This window comes from Acidovorax sp. M14 (genome assembly GCF_049331375.1).
In the GTDB taxonomy this organism is placed as follows: Bacteria; Pseudomonadota; Gammaproteobacteria; order Burkholderiales; family Burkholderiaceae_C; genus Acidovorax.
This window is the reverse complement of sequence record NZ_CP186263.1, coordinates 4,867,659-4,892,496: the sequence shown is the minus strand read 5'-3', so window position 1 is coordinate 4,892,496 and position 24,838 is coordinate 4,867,659. Positions and strand designations below refer to the sequence as shown.

Genomic DNA, 24,838 nt, shown 5'->3' with positions numbered 1-24,838 from the left:
CGTGGCGCTCAGGCAAAAAAAAGCCCGCACCTTGCGGATGCGGGCTTTGGATTGAATCCGGTGCCGGAGGCTGTCAGAACGGGATGTCGTCGTCCATGTCGTCGAAGCCGGAGGCCGCGCGCGGTGCCTGTGCCACAGGGGCGGGCGCCGGGCGCTGTGCGGGGGCGGCCATGGGGCGCGGCGCGGGTGCAGCACGGCGCGGTGCCTGGTCGTAGCCGCCCTGGTCACCACCGTAACCGTCGTCGTATCCGCCACCTTGTTGTCCGCCGCCCTGGCCGCCACCGCCCATGCCCTGGCGGCTGCCCAGCATCTGCATCTGGTCGGCGCGGATTTCGGTGCTGTACTTTTCGACGCCGCTCTGGTCGGTCCACTTGCGGGTGCGCAGGCTGCCTTCCACATACACCTGCGAGCCCTTGCGCAGGTACTGGCCGGCGATTTCTGCCAAGCGGCCGTTGAAGACCACGCGGTGCCACTCGGTGGCTTCCTTCATTTCGCCGGTCTGCTTGTCTTTCCACTTGTCGGTGGTGGCAATCGTCACGTTGGCCACCTGGTCGCCACTGGGGAACGTGCGCATTTCAGGGTCGCGGCCCAGGTTGCCGACGATGATGACTTTGTTTACGGATGCCATGGTGCTGTCTATGCCTTTAAGGGAGGAAAGCGCCGGATTTGGAGAGAGATTCCAGGCGCCAAACGCGTCATTGTGCCGCAACCCCGGGGGCAATGGCAGTCCGTGCGGGACGGCAGGGTCTGCCGTTCAGTGCCCGCCGCGCCCCACAGGTCGCAGCGGCCAGGTCAGCACCAGCCACAGGGCTGTGAGCGCCGTGGTCACCGCAAACAGGCCCGGAGCACCTGCCCACTTGACCAGCGCACCACCCAACGCACCGCCCGCAAACAGGCCCAGCGACTGCAGGGTGTTGTAACTGCCCAGCGCGGCGCCACGCAGGTGGGGCGGCGCCATGCGCGATACCAGGCTGGGCTGGCTGGCCTCCAGCGCATTGAATCCGCAGAAAAATACAAACAGCAGCGGCCCCAGCACCCACAGCGTGGCCGGCATGCCGCTGGCTGCCAACAGGCCCAGCCCGGCCTGTACCACCAGCACCAGGGCGATGGCACCGAGCAGGGCAGCGCGCAGGCGGCCCGCGCGTTCCAGCGCAAACAGCCCCCCCATGGCGGCAAATGACAGCACCACGGCGGGCAGGTACACCTGCCAGTGGTGGTCCTTCGTGAGTCCCGCCTGCACCAGCATGGCCGGCACAGCCACCCACATGGACAGCTGCACGGTGTGCAGCACAAACACGCCCAGGTTCAGGCGCAGCAGATCGGGGTGGCCCCACACATCGGCCAGGCGGCCCCGGGGGGCGTTTTGGTGCTGCAGCGGCTCGGGCGGCACCCACCAAGCCACCACCGCCACACCGGCCAGGGCCAGCGCACAGGTCAGGCCAAACAGCCCCGACAGGCCGATATGGGCGGCCAACACCGGGGCAGCCACCAACGCCACAGCAAACATCAGCCCGATGCTGCCGCCCACCAGCGCCATGGCCTTGGTGCGCACGCTGTCGCGGGTGTGGTCGGCCAGCAGCGCCGTGACTGCCGCCGAGACGGCGCCGGCCCCCTGCAGCGCCCGGCCCACCAGCAGCCCGGTCAACGAGTCTGCCAGCGCGGCCAGCAGGCTGCCGCCCGCAAAAACGAGCAGACCGAGCACGATCACCCGCTTGCGCCCGAAGCGGTCAGACGCGATACCCAGCGGCAGCTGCAGGACCGCCTGCGTGAGTCCATAGATGCCCATGGCCAGGCCCACCAGTGCAGGGTCGTCGCCACCGGGGTATTTACGGGCCTCCAGAGCAAACACGGGTAGCACAAGGAACAGGCCCAGCATGCGCAACGCAAAAATGAGCGCCAGGCTCACGCTGGAGCGGCGTTCCAGCGGGGTCATCTGGCTACTGGGGGTGGGTGGCCGGGAGGCGGCGGTGGCTGACAGGGAAGAAGAATCCGGCACGGTGGTGCGCTAAGGCCCGAAGAAGCAAAACCGGGATTTTCGCCGATTGGCTGGGTGGCTGCTTAATGGTGGCCGCGGCGGCCTCGGCACGTTGATTCTGGACGGGGCTCAGACCCTGTCGCGACGTTGACTCCAATCCATCCACAGCATCACAACCGCTAGCGCGGCCAGCAGGCCCAGCGCCCAGGGGTTGTCGACGGGTGTGGGAATCGTCGAAGGATTTCTGTCCTCGGTCGGGGCGGCTGCGGTGGTACCGGGTGGGGCCTTTGCTGGGTTCTGAACAGCCGCCGGTGCTCCGATAGATGCGCCCCCGTGGCGTTTCTGGAGAATGGCGCGCCAGCAGTGGCGACGAGCGTTGCAGGGGGCTCCCATCGCGTACCCTGCATGGTCACGGCTTGTGCCGGATACGGCCGTGCTTCGGCATGCGCCACCCAGACCGCGCCCATGGCAGCTGCCAGTATCCAGGTGTTCCGAAAGGGGCGCGTCCTTCGGAGTGGAGCGTTTGGGAGGATCAAGCCCCCTTGACAGCAGGCGTTGGGACGCAAAGAAAGGAGCGCGTGCAACATGGCGGCGAATATCAAGGCATCGGCAATCGGCGGCAGGCCATGCCTCAGCGGAGGCAGAGGTCTGATGAGCCATGCTATGAGATGTCGACCGCTGCGGTTTGCCTGTGCGTCTGCGTTCTTTTGCCTGCCTGTCTCCCCAGACGCTATTTCCGGGCCGGTTCATGGCAAGAGGGCCAGCCTCGCATTCGAGCGCTCAGTCCGATGATTCGGCCCGTGGGCGATGGACACCGCCCAGCAGCCAGATTTTTAACGACGAGGGCGTTGATGCCGCAGACCCAGCCAGCCCATGAGCGCGACCATAAAACCCAGAACCCAAGGGTTGTTCACGGGAATGGATGCGACGCTCGCGCTGATAAAAAATGCGGGAGCAAAGGGGTCCCGGATGGTGCCCACAGTGCTGTCCGAGTCCCCCACGCCATTGTCTGTGACGGTATAGACCACGGTGCGGCGATCGGCGCTGAGGCTCGCGCCTGACCAGGCAAACCATGTTGAAGTGGAAGATCCTGCAGTGGCGGGTCCAAACTTCCAGAACTGAATCGCAGCAGGCAGAGGATCCGGATAGACCAGCGTGAGGGTCACCGTGCCAGAGCAGCCTGCAGCCAGGAACTCGAAGCCGCCATGGGGCAGTCGGAGGGTTCCTGGCACGCTGCCGGGTGCCATGAAGCCGGTGCCGCTGGGGTTGAGCGTGCAGTTCGCTCCTCCTCCCGACAGTGTGGCCGTGGCGGTGCCTGTCATGCCCGGCACGGTTCCGGACACCACCAATTGCGCGTTCACGGCAAAAGTGCGGGTGACTTGTGTCGCCGCCAAATAGCTGCTGTTGCCCGCCTGATCCGCGTTGATCGTGCAGTTACCCGCCGTCACAAACGTGAGCGCTCCTGTGGACGTGATGGTGCACACCGTCGGCGTGGACGAGGTAAACGTCGGGATGAGTCCTGAGTCCGAAGTGGCGGTGAGCGTTGGCGCAGTGCCGAAGTTCTGCGCGCCCGGATTGTTGAAGGTGATGGTCTGGATTGCCTTGGGCGTGACGGCGTTGGAGGACAGCGATGCCGGGCCGGTTCCTGCGCTGTTGTCTGCTGTCACGGTAAAGGTGTACGCCTGGCCGTTGGTGAGTCCCGAGACCACGATGGGAGAGTTCGCTTGATTGACCGGTGCCACATCGGCTGGGCTCACAGTCACCGTGTAGCTGGTGATGTTGGTTCCGCCCGTGTTCGTTGGCGCCGTGAACGCGACCGATGCCTGGGTGTTGCCGGCGGTGGCGACCACGTTGGTGGGCGCGCCGGGAACGATCGCGTTCACGAAGAATGTGTGTGAAACCGGCGCTGCCGGGAGGTAGCTGGCGTTGCCTGCTTGATCGGCCTGGATGGTGCATGTGCCTGCTGTCACGAAGGTCAGAACCCCTACGGACGTGACAGTGCACACACCGGTAGTGGATGACGTGAAGGTCACCGCAAGGCCAGAGCTGGCCGTTGCCCCCCCATTCAAGGTCCTCAAATCCGGATTCGTACCGAAGGTTTGTGAACCGGGATTGGTGAACGTGATGGTCTGTGTGCTTTTGGGGGTGACCGTGTTGGAACTGGCAGAAGCGGCCCCTGTACCCGCACTGTTGGTGGCAGTGACGGTGAAGGTGTGGTCCGTTCCATTGGTCAGTGAGGAGACCGTGATCGTGCAGGCTGACGGTCCTGCGCAGCTGCCGGTCTTGCCACCGGGGCTGGAGGTCGCTGTGTAGGTGTCGATAGGTGCCCCACCATTGCTGGAAGGCGCTGTGAACGTGATGAAAGCCTGCGTGTTCCCCCCCGTTGCCGTGCCAATCGTGGGTGCACCGGGAGCTATCGCATTGATGGCAAACGTTTGGGAGACAGTGGTCGCAGCATTCCAAGCGCTGTCGCCGCTTTGCGCTGCCACGATCGTGCAGTTGCCTGCAGAAACCAGGGTCATGGCCCCGACACCGGTGATGGTGCAGATGCCTGGAGTGGTGGAGCTGAAGCTCACGGCCAGTCCCGAGCTCGCCGATGCAGAGAGGGTTGGGGTGGTACCGAAGTTCTGGGGGCCGGGATTTGCGAAGGTGATGGTTTGATCGCCTTTGGGTGTGACAGCTGCAGACGGTAAGGAGGCTCCACTGGAGCCCACGGCATTCGTCGCGATCACCGTGAAGGTGTAGGAGGTGCCGTTGGTCAAGCCGGGCACGACAATGGGCGAATGGGTGCCTGTTCCTGTGAGCCCCTCAGGAGTAGACGTGACGGTATACCCATCGATCGGTGCGCCACCATTGCTGGACGGCGCACTGAAAGCCACGCTGGCCTGTCGATCCCCCGGTGTGGCCACCGCGCCAGTGGGAGCTCCGGGTGCAACAGCCTGCACTGTCACCGTGATGGTACGTACGGCGCTGTCAGACCCGTCGCTCACCCGTACTGCAAAGCTGTCGGTGCCGCTGTAGTTGGTTGCGGGGGTGTAGGTGATGGTGCCAGAGGGTGCAATATCGGTTCCCCCAGACGGCGCAGCTGTCCCACTGATCGTGAGCAGCCCGTGGGCCGGGGCGGTCTGTGTGGACCAGGTCTCTGTCTGACCTGTGTCGGTATCGCTCACGTGCAGAAGTGATCTGACGTCGGTGGCGCCTGCATTTGCGTTCACGGTCAGTGATGTCGCTGCACCGACAAAGTTGGGCGCGACGTTGGTCATGGTTGTGGTCACCTTGGTGGCACTGTTGGCAGTGCCTGAATCGATGCCATCGTTCGGTACCAGAGTGAAGGTGGTGGTCACGGTGCTTCCCGTGGGGCCCTGCTGGTAGGTGGGCGTGAACACCAGACCCCGCAGGTTGCTCGTGACGGTGGCTGGCGCCTGGGCGGTCAGCACATAGCTGCCAGCGCTACCCGTCAGCCCTGTGCCCGACAGCGTGCCATTGGCTGCTGCGTAACTGATCTGGACAGAGACCGCATCGGCGTTCGCATCTGAAACGGTAATGCCTGTGAAGGGGGCAATCGTCGCGTTGTCGTTGACCGCTCCTGCGGTCATGAAGCTACCCGTGAGTGTGGGGCGAGAGTTCGTGGTCACGCTCGCGCTTCCAGAATACGTGCTGTATCCGTTGACGTTTCCCGCAGATACGCGGTAGTAGTAGGTCGTACCCTGAGAAAGGCCCGCAACCAAGGCGGGCGAGTCGCTGACATCAGCTGGGTTGTAGCTTGCGAGGCACGCGGTGAGCCCGGCATCCGTACACACCTGCAAGCGGTAGCTGTCAGCACCCGTGGCGGTGTTCCAGTTGGCTGTGAAACGGTCTGCGCGCACGTTGCTGGCGGTCTGCAAGGAGGGCGAAGCAGGCACCGTGGTGGTGCTGACTGTTGCGGATGGAACACTGTCTCCGCCGCCGTTGTAGGAGCGCACACGGAAGTAATAGGTAGTTCCCGCGTTGTTCAATCCAGTGACTGTGGCGCTGGTCGGCGGAGTGGGCGATGCGGTTATCACCAGTCCGTTGTAGCCGGGGTGAAAGGTCGTGAACCCCGCGTCCGTTGCGACGTCCAGCTTGTAGCCCACCACGCCGGGTACGCCAGACCAATACACCGTGGTGCTGCCGCCAGAGATGTATGGCTGCACTCCGGAATTCAGGGGGCCGATTGTGGGTGCATCAGGTGCGGGCACCGTCACACCCTGTTGTACGTTGATCTTCCCGCAGGCCGAGTTGGTGCTGTTGTACGCCGTGCCTGTGACGGGTGTGCCCGAAGAAGAGGGCGCGTAGAACGCAATGGTGCTGTTGTTGAGGTCTGTGCTGCCTAGTGAATTACTGACGACCCAGTTGTCCTGGCCAAAGATGGAGGCACGGTAAAGGTACCAACCGCCACCGTCATAGCGGGGAACACCATTGAGCGTACCGTTTTCGTTGTAGTTGCCTACGATCGAAGGAGGCCAGGCATTCTGGCAACCGCTGCCAGCGCCGCCATCCTGTATAGCGTAATTGACGGCGTACGATGGCGCGGCCAACAGCAGGCCCAGGGCTGCGCCCAGAATCCATTTCATTGCATTTCTCCCTGAGACCCGCTTTCGGCATCGCCGAGGTCATTGCTCCGGGCGAAATGTATCCAAGGCGTGACGGTATTTTTGTGAAGGCGCGATGTTAACAACGGGCTGCAAGGCTCTGGAAGGGGTGTAACAAAGCGATACGACCCCGTCGCCCCTCGTCATCATGAGCAGTGCGCTGCTCCGAGGCTCTCGCCTATCATGGTGGGTTTTCCTGCACCGAGCCCGCCCGTGACCCCTCCCCCCGTTGCCGACGACCGATCCACAGATGGTGTGTACCTCGCCCGCGCCCTGCGCGAGCAGCGCATCAGCATCCGGGGGGCGCGCACGCACAACCTCAAGAACATTGATCTCGACATTCCCCGCAACCAGCTGGTGGTGATCACCGGGCTGTCGGGCTCGGGCAAGTCCAGTTTGGCGTTTGACACGCTGTATGCCGAAGGCCAGCGACGGTATGTGGAAAGCCTGTCGGCCTATGCGCGGCAGTTTCTGGGGCGGCTCGATAAGCCGGATGTGGACCTGATCGAGGGCCTGTCGCCCGCCATCAGCATCGAGCAGAAGGCCACCAGCCACAACCCGCGCTCCACCGTGGGCACGGTGACCGAGATTCACGACTACCTGCGCCTGCTGTACGCCCGCGCGGGCACGCCGTTTTGCCCCGACCACGGCCTGCCGCTGGCCGCGCAGACGGTGAGCCAGATGGTGGACGCCGTGCTGGCGCTGCCCGAAGACACCAAGCTGATGATCCTCGCCCCCGTGGCACGTGAGAAGAAGGGCGAGTTCACCGAACTGTTTGCGCAGATGCAGGCGCTGGGCTACATCCGCTTTCGCGTGGACGGGCAGATTTACGAACACGAGAACCTGCCGCAGCTCAAGAAGACCGAAAAGCACGACATTGACGTGGTGATTGACCGCGTGAAGGTGCGCGCCGACCTTCAGCAGCGCTTGGCCGAGAGCATTGAAGCCGCGCTGCGCGTAGGTGGCCACGAAGGCAATGGCCGCGTGCTGGCGCTGGAGATGGACACGGGGCAGGAGCACCTGTTCAGCAGCAAGTTCGCCTGCCCGGTGTGCAGCTACTCATTGGCCGAGCTGGAGCCGCGCCTGTTCTCGTTCAACTCGCCCATGGGCGCATGCCCTGCGTGCGACGGCATTGGCCAGCGCGAGGTGTTCGACCCCGTGCGTGTGGTGGCCTTCCCATCGCTCAGCCTGGCCAGTGGTGCCATCAAGGGCTGGGACCGACGCAATGGCTATTACTTTGCGATGCTGGAGAGCCTGGCCAAGCACTACGCATTCGACATTGAAGCGCCTTTTGAATCGCTGCCTGCGCCGGTGCAGCACGCCATCCTGCACGGCTCGGGCGATGAAGAGATTGCCTTCAGCTACATCCTCGACAGCGGTGCGCAAAAGGGCAAGACGGTGACCAAGAAGCACCCCTTCGAGGGCATCATCCCCAACATGGCCCGCCGCTACCGCGAGACCGATTCGGTGGTGGTGCGCGAGGACCTGGCGCGCTTTCGCAGCACCCAACCCTGCCCCGAATGCCACGGCGTGCGCCTGCGCCGTGAGGCCCGCCATGTGAAGGTGGGCGAAGGCGATCAGGCCCGCGCCATCTACGAAGTGAGCCACGCCACGCTGAGCGATGCCCATGCGTGGTTCCACGCGCTGAAGCTCACCGGCGCCAAGGCCGAGATTGCCGACAAGGTGGTGCGCGAGATCGCCACGCGCCTGCAGTTCCTGAACGATGTGGGCCTGAGCTACCTGAGCCTGGACCGCAGTGCCGAGACGCTCTCTGGCGGCGAGGCGCAGCGCATTCGCCTCGCGTCGCAAATCGGCTCGGGCCTGACGGGTGTGATGTACGTGCTGGACGAGCCCAGCATCGGCCTGCACCAGCGCGACAACGACCGGCTGATTGCCACGCTGCAGCACCTGCGCGACATCGGCAACAGTGTGATCGTGGTGGAGCACGACGAAGACATGATGCGCGCCGCCGACCATGTGATCGACATGGGCCCCGGTGCGGGCGTGCATGGCGGGCGGGTGATGGCGCAGGGCACGTACGACGAAGTGCGCGCCAATCCTCAGTCGCTCACCGGCCAATACCTGTCTGGCACGCGCACCATTGCCGTGCCTAAGCGCCGCACACCCTGGCTGCCGGTGCTGGACCAGCCTGCGCCGGTTGTCGAGACAAAAGCAAAGTCGCGCTTTCCGCAGACTGAGGCCAGCAAGCGCCGTGCCGAACGCATGGCCGAGCACCACGCGCGCCAGGGCGCCGTGCAGGCGCTGCGCGTGGTGGGCGCCACGGGAAACAACCTCAAGGGCGTGACGGTGGACTTCCCGGTGGGGCTGCTCACCTGCGTCACAGGCGTGTCGGGCTCGGGCAAGAGCACGCTCGTCAACGACACGCTGTACGCAGCCGTGGCGCGGCAGATTCATCGTGCGCACGAAGAACCGGCCGAGCACGAAGAGATCGTGGGCATCGAATACTTCGACAAGGTCATCAACGTGGACCAAAGCCCCATTGGCCGCACACCGCGCAGCAACCCTGCGACTTACACGGGCCTGTTCACCCCCATCCGCGAACTGATGGCCGAGACCAACACCGCCAAGGAACGCGGCTACGGCCCCGGACGCTTCAGCTTCAACGTGTCGCAGTCTTCGGGCGGTGGCCGTTGCGAGGCTTGCCAGGGCGACGGCGTGGTGAAGGTGGAGATGCACTTCTTGCCCGACGTGTACGTGCCCTGCGATATCTGCCACGGCCAGCGCTACAACCGCGAAACGCTTGAGGTGCAGTGGAAGGGCAAGAACATTGCCCAAATTTTGGAGCTGACGGTGGAAGACGCTGCGGCCTTCTTCAAGGACGTACCCACCATCGCCCGCAAGCTGCAGACGCTGCTGGATGTGGGCCTGTCGTACATCCGCCTGGGCCAGGCGGCGACCACGCTCTCGGGCGGCGAGGCGCAGCGCGTGAAGCTGGCGCAGGAGCTGAGCAAGCGCGACACGGGCCGCACGCTCTACATCCTGGACGAACCCACCACCGGCCTGCACTTTGCCGACATCGACCTGCTGCTCAAGGTGCTGCACCAGCTGCGTGACGCAGGCAACACCATCGTCATCATCGAGCACAACCTCGACGTGATCAAAACTGCCGACTGGCTCATTGACATGGGCCCCGAGGGCGGCGCGGGTGGTGGCACCGTGGTGGGGGTGGGAACGCCCGAAGAGCTGGCCGCCAACCCGGCCAGCCACACGGGGCGGTATCTGGCGCCGTATCTGGTAGCGCAAAAAATCTGAGTCAAATTTGGCTCCAGCGCTTATTCTGAAAGCGCTGGTAGCTATCAAAATAACGCTGTCAGGGCAGCGCCACAGATAGATGCAGAAGACTGATTTTTTAACCAGTTCTGGATAATGAAGATCGACCTAACCTATTGAAAGCAAAGAAAATTTGCTGTTTTTTGGCTTCATTATTTTGGGCTAAAAATAATGAAACGCTGGACAAACAGACCGCAAGTCATCAGACCTGCGCCAATCCTTGTAGTGGGTGCTCCGCTGGGCTGACATCTTGCAACCACAATGTCCTGCTTGGTCGCTTGCCGTTGAGCCACAGCGCTACCACTGGGGCTACTGGCCGCCAGCCGCGACTGTGCTCAGCAGTCAGTCACCCATGGGGAGGTCTCTTACGCCTAACTGGATAATGGTTTCATCTGCAAGTCATTGATTTTTATAGATTTTTCTCAATTTTGAACTTCATTATCTAAGTCGAAAGATAATGAGCCTGTCAGTTCCACCATCCCCATCAGCTCAGGTTTGGTGTAGCTTGCCTGCTGGCGTGACGGGGCAGGCAAAGCTACCAGCACCCCCTGGCCCACCCACTGCTTGAGTTGTTTAGACGCAGCCAGTGTGTCCAACCCCGATATCTCGCGCAGGCGGCTGTTCGTGATCGGGCCATTGCGGTCAATCCAGTCGCTCACCTGTACCCATAGCGGTGGGCGCTCTTCGTTGAGCAGCGTCACCACCAACACAGGCACTGCGGTCTCCAACTGCTCCCGGTAAAGTGGTTCGTACAGCTTGGCTTGAGACATCTGCGCGAACATCATGGGAACGCCCTCGCCTGCATCCACATTGGGCGGGTTAGGAAACTCGCGCAAATGCCGCGCCAGCAGACTGTTGCGTGGCACCGAGCCCGTCTTCTCGATGTTGGCTGGCGTCAGGTTGCCGGGTAGCCTCCCTGGACTCTCCACCTCCACCCGGTCATCAAAGATGCGGATCTGGATATCCCGATTGAGCCGGTAGTCGCGGTGCAGCACCGCGTTGGTGATGGCCTCCTTGATCACCCGCTCTGGGAAGCGGTAGCGCGTCTTGAAGCCAGAGCCTTCCATCGTCAACCCAACGGCCAAGCGCTCCAGCACATAGGCCTGGGCTTTGGCAATCTGCTCCACCACGGGGCCGGTGATCGTCTTGGGCGGTAACAACAGGTTAGGAACTTCCCCGCGCAAGACCGCCTTACCTTTGTAGTGAAACACACGAATGTCCGCACGCATGCCCTGCCCCGCCAGCAGAGCGCCAGGCTCATCAGCAAAGAGAAGTAAGGCTGCCAGCAGTGGCTGCAACTCGCCATCATTCGACATGGCCAAGCCCAAACGGGGCAGGCGCACAGACAAATCCGCATCCGCCAAACCGCGCGTTGCGCAGTAACTGCGCCACGCATCCGTGTGCAGCAGGTCCAGCGCCACTGGCATGGGCAGCGTTTCGGCACTCTTCACACCGCGCTGGTAGGTCAGGTCTGCGATCTCAGCGGCGCTCAGTTCGCGGTTGCTGGCGTCCATGCGCGTCCAAGTGCCATTGCCCACCACGCTGTGCACTTGGTTGCTCTTTTCCACTCGCAGCAACACGACATGACCGGGCTTACCGTCGCGCAAAGTGCAAGGCATGCGCAGCCAATGCAGCCGAGGAAGGGCTGGGGTGAAGCGCTGCAGCAGCAAACGCCTCAAGTCGTCGAATCCTTCGGGGTTTTCCTCCACGCCCCACAACCGGCTTTGGGGCTTGTCCCCGGCTCTCAGGTCTTTAGCGTCACCCACACCCAGGGCGAGTAACCCGCCCTCTGAGTTGGCAAACGCACACACAGTCTCAATGATCTTCTTGTGCTTGTCGCTGATGCGCTTGAAGTCGAGCGTGCGGCTTTCGGGCGTGACCAGCAGCTTGGCGATGCGGTCGGAGGCTTGGGCGAGAGAGAGGTCAATCATCGCTAACCCCTTGCCCCAGTCGGTACTTGAGGTCATAGCTTGCAACGTAGTCGGCCTCGGCAGGAGAAAGCCTAAAGGCTTCCGCGATCAGCTGATCTATTCGCTGTATCGCCGCCCATGACTTCTTCGGCAATATGCACTGAACCGTTAATTGGTCATGGCGAAATTTCATCACCCGAGTTTCAGATTGACTCTGTAAGTCAAGCATCAACGCGCTAACTGCCGCATTCACTAAAGTGGCCTGAGGCGGTTCAAGAAAATCGGTTGCAATCGGAAATCGCTCAACCTCTCGCTTATTCAGATGGCGACAATCTGAAAGCAGCGTGATAAACCAATAAAAAAGGGAGCAATTTAACGATGCCAAGCTGGCTTTCGATTCGGCATCTGAGTCAAAAAAAATCGTCTTGAATTCACTCGGCGGTCGCCGAGTTCCGTCACCACTAAGAACTACTGGCTCAAAATCTAAGACCTGAAGGAAGTACCCCACCTTGCGCGAATAATTCAATGAATTTTGGCTTCCTCGGACAAGGTGCGAAGCGATTGGTCTCCCAGACGTCATCACTTTCTGAAGAATTTCACTTTCAATCAAAGCTCCCATTTTCGGAATCGAGTAAGCGATGGGAGATGTTGCTGCGGTGAAGTAGGAGATTCTGTCGAAAAGGCTCGGACGCTCCTCAGCAGTCCACTTGTAGTAGCGACTAGTTCGCCATTCTGAGGATGTGGAGCGCTCGGCCAAGAGGATCACAAGTCGTATATGTTCCAGCCCATCAAACAATCGCGAAGGACGGTCATCGAAACAGCTCGCATGAACACGGAACGGGGCGTAAACAGTCTGAAGGGATTTATACCCATCTGTCGAGATCGCAGATATAGGAACAATGTAGCCACTTATGCCAGAATTTTGCAGCAACGAGACGCAGCGCTCCAGCACAACGGCGTACAGATTTCCACAGTCCGCACATGAATATCGACTCACGCCATAGTCCGATATCTCCGAAATTTGAACATACGGCGGGTTTCCAATAACAACATCAAACCCTCCACCGGCCATTAGCGGATAGAAATCCACATACCAATGAAATGGCTGATGGTTTACTTTCCAAGTGTCAAATGCTTTTACCTTGGTCGTGTTAACGCCGTACTCCCGTGCCAAGTGATAGTTCAGCATTTCTTCCAGCTCTGACAACGCGGCACCCAGTGCCTGCTTATCCGCCGCCGACACATGCCCGCCCTGCTGGACCTGTTGAATCTGGAAGTTGTTGTACTGCTGCTCCACCTCCACCAAGCGTATGCGGATGTCTTCCCACGCGTCACTGAACAAATTGCCCTGAGTAGCGCCTTTCACGGCCTTCTCGGTATCGTCCGCCGTGGCGTAGCCCACCAAGGTATTGCCATGGCGGATGTTGAAGTCGATGTCGGGCAGGGGTTCAATCTCGTCCCCAGGCTCAAGCAATGCCACCAGCTTGAGGAACAGACGCAGCTTGGCGATTTCAGTGGCCTGTTTCTCGATGTCCACGCCGTAGAGGTTGTGGACGATGATGTGTTTGATAACGGCGTAGTCTTGCGCGCGGTCTGAACCAGCGGCAGCAAAACGATTGAGCAGTTCGTCTACCTCGGCCCAACTCTCTGGGGTGCTGATGTCACCAGCCATCAACGCATCGGCCCGAACAGCCTGCAGGGTGCGCAGCGTGGCGTCGTACAGCGGTTTCAGGATGTTGAGCGCAGCGAACAGGAAGGCGCCAGAGCCACAGGTCGGGTCCAGCACGCTCAGGCCGTGGCGGAATTTCTCGAGGCTGTGGCGCGGCAAGCGTCCGGCCAGGTTGAACCAGAAGCTCTTGAGCAAGGCCACGTCAGTGCAGCCTTCGATCAGGTCTTGGGCAAACTGGCGGATATTGAGGTTCCAGGTGATGAGGTCACCCACCTCGCGCAGTTCCCCTGCCGCCAGCTTGGCCCGCACTTCGCGCGTGCGCTGGTGGCGGGCAATGGTTTCACGCCAGATTTCGGTAGGCAGGCTCACCGCATCGTCGGCGCGCTTGTTCCAGGGTTTGCGACGTGCCAGCAGGTCGGGCACTTCGGTGTCCAGGCCGTTGGCAATCTCGGGCGGGTACGGAATGTCCACGCCCTTAAGCATGGCGGGGTAGATGTAGGCGTCGCCACTGCTCTGCAGCAAGGGCCAAGCCAGGGCATCGAACGCGGCGGGGTGTTCGGCGCGCACCTTGCCCAGCAGCGCCGGAATGATGGTGTTCTTGCCGATGTATTCGGTGATGTCTTCTTTGGTGTAGTACGCCCCCATCTGCTTCTGGTTGACGAACTTTTCGAAGATGTAGCCCAACACGTCGGGGTTGATCTCTTTACCACTCTTGAGCGGCCGCTCGTCCAGATGCCATTCCCATTCGTCAAAGAAGGCAAACAGCTTCTGGAAAGCGTTGTCGGCAATGTCCAGCGCTTCGCCATAGCGCTGTTCTAGCTCGTGCTGGGCGAACAGACCACCGTTCAGGTACGGCACGTTACCGAACGCGGCCTGGATAGCGGTAGCAGTTTCAGGCGTGCGCTCTTGCGCAAAGCCTTGGAAGAACAAGGGCGAGAGGAAGCGTTTGTAAAAGCTTTGAGCGTGGTCACCGTCTAGGTGTGCTTGCAACCGTTGTTGCAGGTATTTGCGCTGGTTATCCAGAAACCCTTTTTCCTGCAAGAACCACAAGAACATGAGGCGGTCGATGACGACAGCGGTGTACCAGCGCTGGTCTTCGCTGTCGGCGGGTATGCCCTCAATGAACGCAGCAAAGGCTTTGCGCTGCTTTTCAAACTCGCTGTAGAACTTTTTCGTGACCTTGTCGCGCGGCGCAGAATCATCAAGCCGCTCGGTGACCTTGATGACGTTGAGGCCATCCTCCTCATCCAGCAGAAAGTGAAGTCGACTGAGCTTCTGCGCGAGCAGTTCAGCCGCTTCGCCGTGGCGGAAGAACACCTCGCGGTACTGAGCGGGTTTGCCGGCTTGACGTGTCACCCATTGCCAGACCTGGACGGTCTTGGCTTCATTGGTGAACACGATTAGGTGTTCGCGCACGTCTGGCGTGATCTTGCGTTCGATCTTCTGGCGGGTGGCGTAATCGGGCAATTGGCCTTGGGCACCAGGTCGACAGTGCAGCACCTGCACACTTCTTTTGTGAGCGACTATATCCAATAGCCAAGTGTCTTCACCCACAGTCACATTGAAAGGGAGCTGCTGTTCGGGGATATCCCAGCCGAGATCTTCAATAAAGAGTTTCTTGAAACGGTAGTGCTTGAGGTGTTCTTGATTGAAAACCGACATGTTTATTCTTCCCTGATCAATCCCATGGAGCACACCACGCGGGGCTCCCTCAATGCGGCGTCGTCTTCGGCATAGGTCAGCCGCCCTTCTTCGCGCAGTGACTTGACGGCTTCAGCCAACTCAGCGTCGTTCACACCGCTGCGCATCAGGCGGTTGAGCAGGTCAGCTGCTGTCTCCAGCAGAGGGCGCTGGTACATGTCGTCCAGAGCACGTTCCAGCTCGTCGTCGCGGAACAAGGTTTGCATTTGCTCTGTAGCGTAGGCTTTGAGGCGCTCGTAAGTACGGCGGCGTGGGCTGCTGGGGCGACCCAGGCCGCCGCCCACGGCCTTGTCTTGGCTAACGGCCAGTTGCAGGCCGGTAGCCACCAGGTCGTGGTGCTGGGGCAGGCGCTGCACGGCGGGGGTCGTAGGCTCGCACTCTGCAGCGCGCAGCACGGTAAATTGCGACTCTGTCACCGTCTTGCCGTTGGCACCCACCCAGGCCAGGTGGTCGTTGCCTTCGGGAGATTTCACATACACCAGCGCGCCGCCTTTGGCCGCGTCCGCACCCAGCAGCGGAAAGCGGCTTTCATCCAACGCGAAGCCTTTGGCCGAATACACCACGGGCGGCAAGGCCTCCACGGTGCGGGCCAGGTCGGCGTTGTCTTGGGTGGCCTGCTTCCAGATTTGCCAGGCGTATGAGGCCAGATCCACTTCGTCGTCGCTGTCGTCCAGCACGCCTTGCTTTTCGGTGTACAGGTCCCGAATGGTGGCGGCATCGTCGTCCTCAAAAAAGGCTTCGTCAGTGCCTACCACTTCGGCGTTTTCTTTCAGGCGCTGGCGGATGCGAGACCGCAGCTGAATGAGCTGTTCCACACCATCAGCGGGCAGGAATGAATAGCAATGGATTTCTTCGGCCTGCTGGCCGATACGGTCTACGCGGCCTGCACGTTGTATGAGGCGGATGATGGCCCAGGGTAGGTCGAAGTTGACCACCACATTGCTGTCTTGCAAGTTCTGCCCTTCCGAGAGCACATCGGTACAGATGAGCACGCGCACCTCATCGGCCTTGCTCACGCTCTTGTTGTTGGACTTGGGGCTGAACCGGCAGGCTATGTCGTAAGGGTCTGCGCTGGCGCCCGTGGCCAGTGCTATATGGCTGATACCTGCTTTGCGGGCCTCGCGGGCGAGGTAGCGCGCGGTGTCAGCGAACTGGGTAAAGATGAGCACCTTGTCTTTGCCATGCGTTTGCGTGAGCAGCTTATGCAGGGCCTGCCATTTGTGGTCTTTGTCTGCATCCCAAGGGCCTTGGCTGTTGAGTAGCTCGGTCAATCGCTGGGTGTCGTGCGCCAGGTCTTCCGCCAGCTTGGCTTTGAACAATGTGGGGCGGATCCATTTGAAGCGCTTTTTGTAGTCGCGCACGTACTGCTCGTACACCGCCTTGGCGCGGGCCATATCGCTGGGCACGCCGTCTTCATCGGTTACGGCGTCAAACAGGCCGTCCAGCAGGTCTTCGGTATCCCCTTCCAGGCCTTCGGCGTCTTCGTCTACCCGTTCGATGTCGAGCAGACCAGCGTCCAGCACGCCCAGGGGTAGGTCCAGGCCATTTTCAATGGCGTACAGATAGACCTGGTTGCGCAGAACGTGCCGGTCAATGGATTGCAAGAAGGAGAACCCGTTGGACTCCAGGCGCTTGAACAGATTGGTGCGGCAAAAGCCCATAAGTCGCTTGCCTGCACGGCCCAGGTTGTCAAGAATTTTGCGCTCGGACGGTGTGGCCTGCTTTTCCTCCTGTGGGTTGAGGTACAGGCCCAGTCCGTAGCGTGGCACGTGCAGAGCGTTGATCTGGTCTACCACCTCACGTGAGTACAGGCGTGCATAGCGGTCCGCCGTGTCACTTTCATCCACCGCAAAAGTGACGGAAAGCGGCTTGCGCACGGGGAAGTAGCGTCTTTCTCCGTCTTTGCCGCTGATGAAGCGGCGGCCATGCTTGTCGGCCTCGGTGTAGTGCTGAAGGATAAAGCTGCGCGTGCGGCGCACCATGTACAGGCGAATCAGTTCGCGCCAGTCGTCGAACTCGTCGCTTTTTTCAATGGCAAGGATGGAGTGCACCCGGCATTGGTTCTTGCGCTCAAACTCGGCTTCACTGATTCCGTATTTGCGCATGTGCCGCTCGGGGCGGATACCGATGTTTGCCTTCTCATCAATGAACAGGCGCAATTGGGCAGAAAGGTCGTGCTTGGTCTTGTTGTATGGCGTCGCGGTCAGCAGGATGACTTTGGCATCGCAGCTCTTGATGTATTCCGCAATGGCTTTGTAGCGCCGACCTTCGCGGTTGCGCAGGTTATGGCTTTCGTCAATGAGTACCAAGCGGTAGCGCTTGAGGTTGGGCAGCTTTTTGGTGACCTGCGACACTGGCAACACCATGCCGCGCAAGCCGTATTCTGTGCGGTAGTGCTCCCACATCGGCTCCAAGTTTTTGGGGCAAATGATGAGTGTTTCGTAGCCCAGGTCGTCCTCAAACATGCGGGCCAGGGCGGTGGCCATCATGGTTTTCCCAAGGCCCACCACGTCGCCGATCATCACGCCGCCACGGCGATGCAAGTGCCGGGCGGCAATCTTGACAGCGCTTTTTTGAAACTCAAACAGATCTTGCTCAAAGCGGGCGGGTAAGCGGAACTGGCTCAAGCCTGCGCGCGCTTCGGTGCTGAGGTGGTACGCAATGTTCAGATAGATGTGGTACGGAGAAATGGTCTCTTCCCGTGCCCAACTGTTCTCGATGATGGTTGCCAGGTCAGTAGATACATCCAGCGCCCATCGGTCTGCCCAACGCTTATCGAACCACTGGGAAAGATGCTGGGTACCCAAGTGATCCAGCACATCGACATTCAGCTCACCATGCTTTGAGAGCCCAGCTAGGGTGAGGTTACTGCTACCTACAAAACCGGTGATGGGGTTGTTGACATCGTCACGAAACAGTAGGTAGAGCTTGGCATGCAGTGGATAGGGAAGGAAAAGCTTCACCACCACTTGACCGCTGCGCAGTTGTCGCGCCAGGCGGCGCAGGCCAGCCTCGTCTTGCCCCGTTGGAATCCCTAAGGTGATTTGCTCGCGCAAGTGCGCAGCAAACTGCATCTTCAGCCGACTGGCGGTAGCGTTGTCTATCAGCCCTTCGTCGGCGGCGTGGTTATACAGCGCCCGAATCTCATCATGGGGTGGACGCTGCATGCCCACCAAAACACGGCAGACCTGTCCATCCTGCGGATTCCAAGGCTGCACTAAATCATCGACGGCTTGCCACCCACGTAAGTTGAGGTAGCCCACACAAAAATCTGCACGTTTGGAGACGCTCAACGAAGACCGCAGCGCGCCTAAAAGATCTTGTTGGATATTGTCAAAAATGCGAGACATGCAGGCGTAATGAGCGAACAAATGGAGTGGAGCATTGTGCCTTTATGGCTGACTCAGCTGCCATCCATTTTTGCGAAACAACGCGGAAGTGCTTGAATGTCGAGGTCTCCGTTTGTTAATGGGACCATCTATTCATCGAAATGAGCTCTGAGGGTGGTGACACGGTGGTGGGTGTGGGCACGCCCGAAGAACTGGCGGCCAACCCGGCCAGCCACACAGGGCGGTATCTGGCGCCGTATCTGAACAAATCCAAATCGCCCGGCTGAGCGCGCGGGCGCCCATGGCAGGCTCTCAGGGCGCCTTGCTCACAAATGCCACGGTCAGCCCTTTGGTCGTCACGGTGATGGGCCCAGGCTGCAAGCCCAGACCGTCAAAAACCGCCGTCTCTTGCGGGCGCAGCTGGTGCAGCGTGACCTCGCGCAGCGACTGCTCGGCCAGCTGTGGGCCGTAGGCGTTGAGCAACTCGTTCACTGCCGGGCGCAGTCCGGGAAACTCCATGCGCCCCAGCTGGATCTGGTGGGCGCGCAGCGTGCGGTCGCTGGCCTCGTAGCGCAGCGCAAACTCCACATCCAGACTGCCGGGGTAGCTGCGCCGCAAAGCCGGGCCGGCCACGTCGAGCGCCATGGCCGCGCCAAGGCGGTTCACCTCGGGCAGCAGGCGCAGGTGGGGCGTCTGCACGGTCAGGTTGAACAGGCCTTGTACGGGCACGCTGCGGGGAAATTTGGGGTCCACCATGGACTGCAGCTGCGCCAGGGGCACGGTGTAGCTGGGCTGGGCCTGTGCGCCCCGCGCCACCAGCAGTGCCGCGCCGCCCAGGGCGAGGCCACGAGTGGCGGCGGTCAGAAATCGTCGGCGATGCAGCATGGGCGTTCTCCGGCAAAAAAACCGGTGTGACTTCGAGGCCGCGAAAAGGTGCCCCGGCGCAGATTGCGCTCAGCGCCCCACCACCGACCAGCCCGCCCGCTGGTTGTTCTTGTCGTTCTCGTACTCCCACGCGGTGCCGCAGCGGTCGCACACGTAGCGGGTGATGGTGACGGTGCCGTCGTCGCGGTCTTCCTTGCGGTTGCCGCGCTGCACCAGCTCGGCGTGGCCGGGCGCCTTGCGCCAGTTGCGCTGGATGCCCTGGCAGGGCTCGCACAGGGCCATGGGTTGCAGTTCGCGTTGGCGGGCCAGGTCTTTGGTCATGGTGGGGGCGGCCGGGCTGGCCGTTTTGAAGGGTAGGCGGGAGGGTGCGGTGGGGCGGCTACTGTAAGGCAATGGCGGCCCGTGGGGATGTGTTTCGGGAGCGATGAGTGACCAAAACGCTTCCAAGCGCTAGAAAAATATGCACAAAATGCTATCAAAAATGAAGCGTCTATTGACGGGCCAGCACCTTGCCCATGCGCGCGTTGTGCAGCACGATGCCTGCGCGTTCCACCGCCTGGCGTTCTTCCACGGCAAAGCCCTGGGTGGCAAAGAAGGGTTCGGCCGCCAAGCTCACACAGGCCTTCAGGTGCCGCAGCCCCTGCTGTGCCGCCTGGGCATGCAGGCGGGCCATCAGCGCGCTGGCGACCCCCTGGCGTGCAAACGCCGGTGCTACAAAAAACATGTCGATGGTGCCATCCGGCTGCAGGTCTGCAAAGCCTGCGATGACGCCGTTGGCGGCCTCGGCGATCCATGGCCGGTTGGCGCGCATGCGCTCGGCCCAGGCCTGGGTGTCGTGGTCGGCAGGTGCCCAGGCCTGCAGCTGTGCGGGCGTGTAGTAGGGGTGTGCCAACCCGTGCACCGAGGCGTGGAACACCGTGCGCAGGGCCGTTTCGTCACCCACACGAAAAGGGCGGATCTGCCAGGCCTGCGTCATGCCGCATCCCCCTGCAGCACGGCGTGCAGCCGCAGGTGCGTGGCATCGTCCGCCGCCACCGGCAACTGGTGCTTGGCTTGCAGGTAGTGGTGCGTGAACACGTCCAGGTACGCCTCCAGCGCCTGCGCGGCGCGCAGCTCGCCCGCCAGCTCCAGGCACAGCGCGCCGACCTCGGAGGTGCAGAAGTGGTCCATGCGCGTGGACCGGCGCAGGTTGTAGCGCGAGATTTGCTCAGGCTGCAGGCTCAGCACGGGCAGGTGGTTGAGGTAGGGGCTCTTGCGGAACATCTTGCGCGCCTCGGGCCAGGTGGCGTCGAGCAGCACGAACAGCGGGCGCGTGCCCTCGGCCTGGGCCACCTGCGTGACCACGCGCTCGGGCGCCACGAATTCGCCGGGGAACACCACATACGGCTGCCATTGCGGGTCGGCCAGCAGCGCCAGCAGCCCGGGGTGCACCTCGGTGCGCGCCCAGCCAAACGCATGGGTGTCGGCCACCACGTCGGCGATCAGCCAGCCGGTGTTGCTGGGCTTGAGGGGCTCGATGTCCGCCATCAGCAGGCACATGCCTGCGCGCGTGGGCAGCGCGGGCCGCAGCGCGCAGATGCAGTGGCTGGGCACCAGGCGGCAACCCGCGCAGCGCTCGCCCTTGGGGCCGCCACGGGCCAGAAAGGGCTTGGCACTGCGGGCCAGGCGCTCGGCGCGCAGGCGGGCTACCGCATGGGGGGCGGGGGGCGTGGAGTCGTTCACTGGCCGCCTGCCTGCTCCAGCGCAAACAGCGGCACCTCCGCCTTGCGGCTGAGCCACACGCCGCCGCCCAGCTCGATGGCGCCCTCTTGCAGCCCGCGCCGGTAGAGATCGGCCCGGTGGCGGAACACGCGGTTGTCAGTGATGTCTTCGTCGATGATGTCGCGCTCGTAGTCCTCGCGCGAGACGGCTTCGATGTACAGCGCACCCCGGCTCAGGCGGCCCAGGTTGTGCAGGGCGGCCTTCAGGTCGGGCGGGCTCAGGTAGGGCAGCACCCCCTGGCAGATAACAAAGTCGAACGGCTCGCTTGCCGCATAGTCCACCACCGAGCCCTGCTGCCAGCCAAAGCGCTCGCACAGGTAGGGACTGAACTCCACGCCCTGGTAACTGGCGGCGGGAAAGTGCTGCGCCATGATGTCCCTCCACAGCCCGATGCCGCAGCCCACGTCGAGCACGCGGCGCACCGGTACACGCAGGTATTTGAGGTAGCTGCACACAAAGGTGCCCAGGCGCTCCATGTGCTGCGGGTCCACCACGCTGGTTTTCTTGTCGAAATAGAAGCGCTGGTAGTAGGCCTCGTCGAAGGTGGTGGCACTGGCGGATTTCAATGGACGGTCCTTGTGGCGGAGAAAGCAGCAAAGCGCCAGAGTATCCCGCACCCGGCCGGGTGCCTGGCGAGCGCGTGGCGGCGGCTGGGGCGGGCGTGTAGTCTGTGGCCCATGGATTCGCTGATCTCCGCATCCGCCCGCGCCCTGGCTGCCGGGGACCCGCTGGGCGCCCTCAAGCGCGTGGCCCTGCGCGACGACCCGCCCGCCCTGGCCTTGCGCGGCATTGCCATGGCGCAGCTGGGCGAGTACCCCCATGCGCGCGACTTGCTGCGGCAGGCGGCGCGTGCCTTCGGCGCCCACGAAGCCCAGGCGCGCGCCCGCTGCGTGGTGGCCGAGGCCGAGGTGGCGTTGGCCATGCGCGACCTCGGCGGGTCACCCCACCCGCTGCTGGAGGCCGCCGACACGCTACAAGCCCATGGGGACACCGCCAACGCCGCCCAGGCGCGACTGATTGCGGCGCGGCGGCTGCTGCGCATCGGCCGCCTGGACGAAGCTGCAGCGGCCATGGATGCCCTGGCGGCCGCCCCCCCGGCGGGCAACCTGCCCCCCGCCCTGCGGGCCATGGCCGAACTGACCTGCGCAGAACTGGCGCTGCGCTCGTTGCATATGGCCGCCGCCCGCGCGGCGCTGGACCGTGCGCAAGAGGCCGCTTTGCAAGCCCGCGTACCGGCCCTGCAGGCCGAGGTGGCGCAGGCACGCGCCCTGCTGGACCAGCCCGCAGCGCGCCGCGTGGGGGCCGGGGTGGACCAGCCGCTGCGCCTGTCAGAGGTGGCCGACCTGCTCGCGTCTGGCGCGCTGGTGGTGGATGCGTGCCGGCGCTGTGTGGGGGTGGGCGCGGCCCCATCTGCCCCAGACGCCGCTGCCGTGTGGCAACCCCTGGCACGCCGACCCATCCTGTTTGCCCTCGCCCGCGCGCTGGCGCAGGCCTGGCCCGGCGATGCAGAGCGTGAGGTATTGATTGCCCAGGCCTTCCGTACCCGCCACCCGGACGACACCCACCGCGCGCGACTGCGGGTGGAGGTGGGGCGCCTGCGCGCGCTCCTGCGGCCGCTGGCGCGCATCGAGGCCACGGCGCGCGGCTTTGCGCTGCAGCCCCTGGATGCGCGGCCGGTGGTGGTGCTGGCGCCGCCCATCGATGGCGAGCAGGCGGCGTTGCTCGCCTTGCTATCGGACGGGGCAGCCTGGTCCACATCGGCGCTGGCGCTGGCTGTGGACGCGAGCCAGCGCACCGTGCAGCGCGCGCTGGCCGAGCTGGAAGAACAAGGCCGGGTGCGCTCCATCGGCCGCGCGCGTGCGCAGCGCTGGCTGGCACCGCCGCTGTCCGGATTCACGACGATCTTGTTACTCCCTGCTGCGCTGCCAATTGCCTAAAGTGGACGCCAAGCCCCCACCGGGCCACCCTACAGGAGCCAACGATGACCGCACGCACCCACGACGAACCGACACTCGCCACCGGCCGCAGTCACCCCTCACAACCCGCCGAAATCGTGCGCGAATACGGCCCCTTTGCGGGTGCAGACAGCGTGCATGGCGTCACGCACGACGGCCAGCATGTCTGGGCGGCCACGGGGGCGCACCTGGTGGCCTTTGATGCCGCTACGGGCGAGACCCGGCGCACGCTGCCCGTGGCCAGCGATGCCGGCACCGCGTTTGACGGCAAACACCTGTACCAGATCACCGAGGCGCGCATCGACAAGATCGACCCCGCCACCGGCCAGGTGGTGGCCTCCATCCCCGCCCCGGGCAACGGCAACGACTCGGGCCTCACCTGGGCGGAAGGCAGCCTGTGGGTGGGCCAGTACCGCGACCGCAAGATCCACCAGATCGACCCCGCCACCGGCGCCATCCGGCGCACCATCGAGTCCGACCGCTTCGTGACCGGCGTGACCTGGGTGGACGGCGAGATGTGGCATGGCACCTGGGAGGGTGACGAGAGCACGCTGCGCCACATCGACCCCGCCACCGGCGCCGTGCTGCAGCAGCTCGACATGCCGCAAGGCGTGGGCGTGAGCGGCCTCGAATCCGACGGCGCCGACCTCTTCTACTGCGGGGGCGGCGGCAGCGGCAAGGTCCGCGCCGTGCGCCGGCCCAAAGCGGCCCGCCCCTGAGGCCTTGACCTCCTGACTTCTTGACCTCTTGAATGGGGCGGCGCCCCGCCGCAACCTCCACCACCCTGGCAACCACAGGCCCTGTGCGCATCACGCGATACCGCAGGCCGAGGATGGGTGCGCGCCTGCCTGCGCTGCATCCCAAAGCCCTTTTCCATCCCGCTACGCCGTCCACCTCTTACATAAGGAGCACCCCCATGAACGCACCCACCCCCCACCCCGTGGTTTCTGCCGACCAATGGCTGGCCCAGCGCCATGCACTGCTGGCCCGCGAGAAGGCGCTGACCCGTCTACATGACGAGGTCGCCGCGCAGCGCCGCGCACTGCCTTGGACCCGCGTGGACAAGCACTACACGCTGGATACGCTGCAGGGCCCGCGCGCCCTGGCCGACTTGTTCGATGGCCGCAGCCAGTTGCTGGTGCAGCACTTCATGTTCGGCCCGGGGTGGGAGCAGGGCTGCCCTAGCTGTTCCTTCATGGCCGACCACATGGGCGGCATGGAGCTGCACCTGCAGCACCGCGATGTATCGGTGCTCGCCGTGTCGCGCGCGCCGCTGGCCGAGATCGAGCGCTTTCGCCAGCGCATGGGCTGGCAGTTCCGCTGGGCGTCATCGCACGGCAGCGACTTCAACCACGACTTTGCCGTGAGCTTCACGTCCGAGCAGCGCGCATACGGCAATGGCGAGGTGCTCTACAACTACGGCATGCGGCCCTTTCCTGCCGATGAGGCGCCGGGTATCAGCGTGTTTGTGCGCAACGATGCGGGCGAAGTGTTCCATGCCTATTCCACCTTCGGGCGCGGCGTGGAGGCCATGATGGGCACCTACCAGCTGCTGGACCTCACGCCCCGAGGCCGCCAGGAGACCAACTCCGCCTACCCCATGGACTGGGTGCGCCACCACAACCGGTATGCGCCTTCCCAGCCACTGACTGGCTCCGCAGCGACGCCAGCCGCACAGGCGCCCCAGCCTTCACCGGCCCACACGGCGCCGGGTGGTTGCTGCGCCGCACGGGGCTGACCACACACCGCGCG

Annotated in this window: 16 protein-coding genes; 5 read left to right on the top strand and 11 right to left on the bottom strand. The window is 62.9% G+C overall.

Translation table 11 applies throughout. The annotated features are described in order from the left end of the window. Positions 1-73: 73 nt before the first annotated feature. The 3 genes from ssb to ACOYR4_RS22795 form a co-directional block, all read right to left on the bottom strand. A complete protein-coding gene (gene ssb, locus ACOYR4_RS22805) occupies positions 74-628 on the bottom strand; it encodes a single-stranded DNA-binding protein (protein ID WP_015016327.1) in 555 nt (184 codons plus the stop codon). A gap of 126 nt (positions 629-754) precedes the next feature. After that, positions 755-1,933, bottom strand: coding sequence for an MFS transporter (locus ACOYR4_RS22800; protein WP_422848169.1), 1,179 nt, complete (start codon positions 1,931-1,933; stop codon positions 755-757). A gap of 875 nt (positions 1,934-2,808) precedes the next feature. Next, positions 2,809-6,567 carry a beta strand repeat-containing protein gene (locus ACOYR4_RS22795; RefSeq protein ID WP_422848168.1) on the bottom strand — a complete coding sequence of 1,253 codons (3,759 nt, stop codon included), beginning with the start codon at positions 6,565-6,567 and terminating at the stop codon, positions 2,809-2,811. Between the two features lie 201 nt (positions 6,568-6,768). Between ACOYR4_RS22795 and uvrA the strand changes: the two genes are divergently transcribed. Next, positions 6,769-9,858 (top strand): excinuclease ABC subunit UvrA, encoded by a 3,090-nt coding sequence (gene uvrA, locus ACOYR4_RS22790; RefSeq protein WP_422848167.1) that lies wholly within the window; start codon positions 6,769-6,771, stop codon positions 9,856-9,858. Positions 9,859-10,298: 440 nt separating this feature from the next. Here the strand turns inward: uvrA and ACOYR4_RS22785 are convergent, their stop codons facing one another. From ACOYR4_RS22785 to ACOYR4_RS22775, 3 genes are read right to left on the bottom strand one after another with little or no spacing between them, the layout of a single operon-like run. Next, complete coding sequence (locus ACOYR4_RS22785) at positions 10,299-11,843, bottom strand: ATP-binding protein (protein ID WP_422849699.1); 1,545 nt, start codon at positions 11,841-11,843, stop codon at positions 10,299-10,301. Beyond that, a complete protein-coding gene (locus ACOYR4_RS22780) occupies positions 11,800-15,117 on the bottom strand; it encodes an Eco57I restriction-modification methylase domain-containing protein (RefSeq protein ID WP_422848166.1) in 3,318 nt (1,105 codons plus the stop codon). Before ACOYR4_RS22780 ends, ACOYR4_RS22785 begins: the two co-directional genes overlap by 44 nt. Before the next feature lie 2 nt (positions 15,118-15,119). Then, on the bottom strand, positions 15,120-18,506 hold the full coding sequence (locus tag ACOYR4_RS22775; protein WP_422848165.1) for a helicase-related protein: 3,387 nt from the start codon (positions 18,504-18,506) through the stop codon (positions 15,120-15,122). A gap of 140 nt (positions 18,507-18,646) precedes the next feature. On the opposite strand from ACOYR4_RS22775, the gene ACOYR4_RS22770 reads away from it, so the two are divergent. After that, on the top strand, positions 18,647-18,772 hold the full coding sequence (locus ACOYR4_RS22770) for a hypothetical protein (protein ID WP_422849706.1): 126 nt from the start codon (positions 18,647-18,649) through the stop codon (positions 18,770-18,772). Between the two features lie 25 nt (positions 18,773-18,797). Here the strand turns inward: ACOYR4_RS22770 and ACOYR4_RS22765 are convergent, their stop codons facing one another. The 5 genes from ACOYR4_RS22765 to ACOYR4_RS22745 all read right to left on the bottom strand — a co-directional run bounded on the left by ACOYR4_RS22765 (position 18,798) and on the right by ACOYR4_RS22745 (position 21,697). Then, on the bottom strand, positions 18,798-19,370 hold the full coding sequence (locus ACOYR4_RS22765; protein ID WP_422848164.1) for a DUF1439 domain-containing protein: 573 nt from the start codon (positions 19,368-19,370) through the stop codon (positions 18,798-18,800). Between the two features lie 69 nt (positions 19,371-19,439). Then, positions 19,440-19,691 (bottom strand): hypothetical protein, encoded by a 252-nt coding sequence (locus tag ACOYR4_RS22760; RefSeq protein WP_015016323.1) that lies wholly within the window; start codon positions 19,689-19,691, stop codon positions 19,440-19,442. A gap of 169 nt (positions 19,692-19,860) precedes the next feature. Beyond that, the gene (locus ACOYR4_RS22755; RefSeq protein WP_422848163.1) at positions 19,861-20,346 is read right to left on the bottom strand and encodes a GNAT family N-acetyltransferase; all 486 of its coding nucleotides are present in this window, start codon (positions 20,344-20,346) and stop codon (positions 19,861-19,863) included. Beyond that, positions 20,343-21,092 (bottom strand): tRNA-uridine aminocarboxypropyltransferase, encoded by a 750-nt coding sequence (locus ACOYR4_RS22750; protein ID WP_422848162.1) that lies wholly within the window; start codon positions 21,090-21,092, stop codon positions 20,343-20,345. Before ACOYR4_RS22750 ends, ACOYR4_RS22755 begins: the two co-directional genes overlap by 4 nt. Beyond that, on the bottom strand, positions 21,089-21,697 hold the full coding sequence (locus ACOYR4_RS22745; protein ID WP_291441790.1) for a class I SAM-dependent methyltransferase: 609 nt from the start codon (positions 21,695-21,697) through the stop codon (positions 21,089-21,091). Before ACOYR4_RS22745 ends, ACOYR4_RS22750 begins: the two co-directional genes overlap by 4 nt. A gap of 111 nt (positions 21,698-21,808) precedes the next feature. Between ACOYR4_RS22745 and ACOYR4_RS22740 the strand changes: the two genes are divergently transcribed. The 3 genes from ACOYR4_RS22740 to ACOYR4_RS22730 all read left to right on the top strand — a co-directional run bounded on the left by ACOYR4_RS22740 (position 21,809) and on the right by ACOYR4_RS22730 (position 24,824). Beyond that, positions 21,809-23,068: a helix-turn-helix domain-containing protein gene (locus ACOYR4_RS22740; protein WP_422848161.1), complete on the top strand. Its 1,260-nt coding sequence runs from the start codon at positions 21,809-21,811 to the stop codon at positions 23,066-23,068. Between the two features lie 44 nt (positions 23,069-23,112). Continuing rightward, a complete protein-coding gene (locus tag ACOYR4_RS22735) occupies positions 23,113-23,805 on the top strand; it encodes a DUF5074 domain-containing protein (RefSeq protein WP_422848160.1) in 693 nt (230 codons plus the stop codon). Between the two features lie 197 nt (positions 23,806-24,002). Next, on the top strand, positions 24,003-24,824 hold the full coding sequence (locus tag ACOYR4_RS22730; protein WP_422848159.1) for a DUF899 domain-containing protein: 822 nt from the start codon (positions 24,003-24,005) through the stop codon (positions 24,822-24,824). The last annotated feature ends 14 nt before the right edge of the window (positions 24,825-24,838 follow it).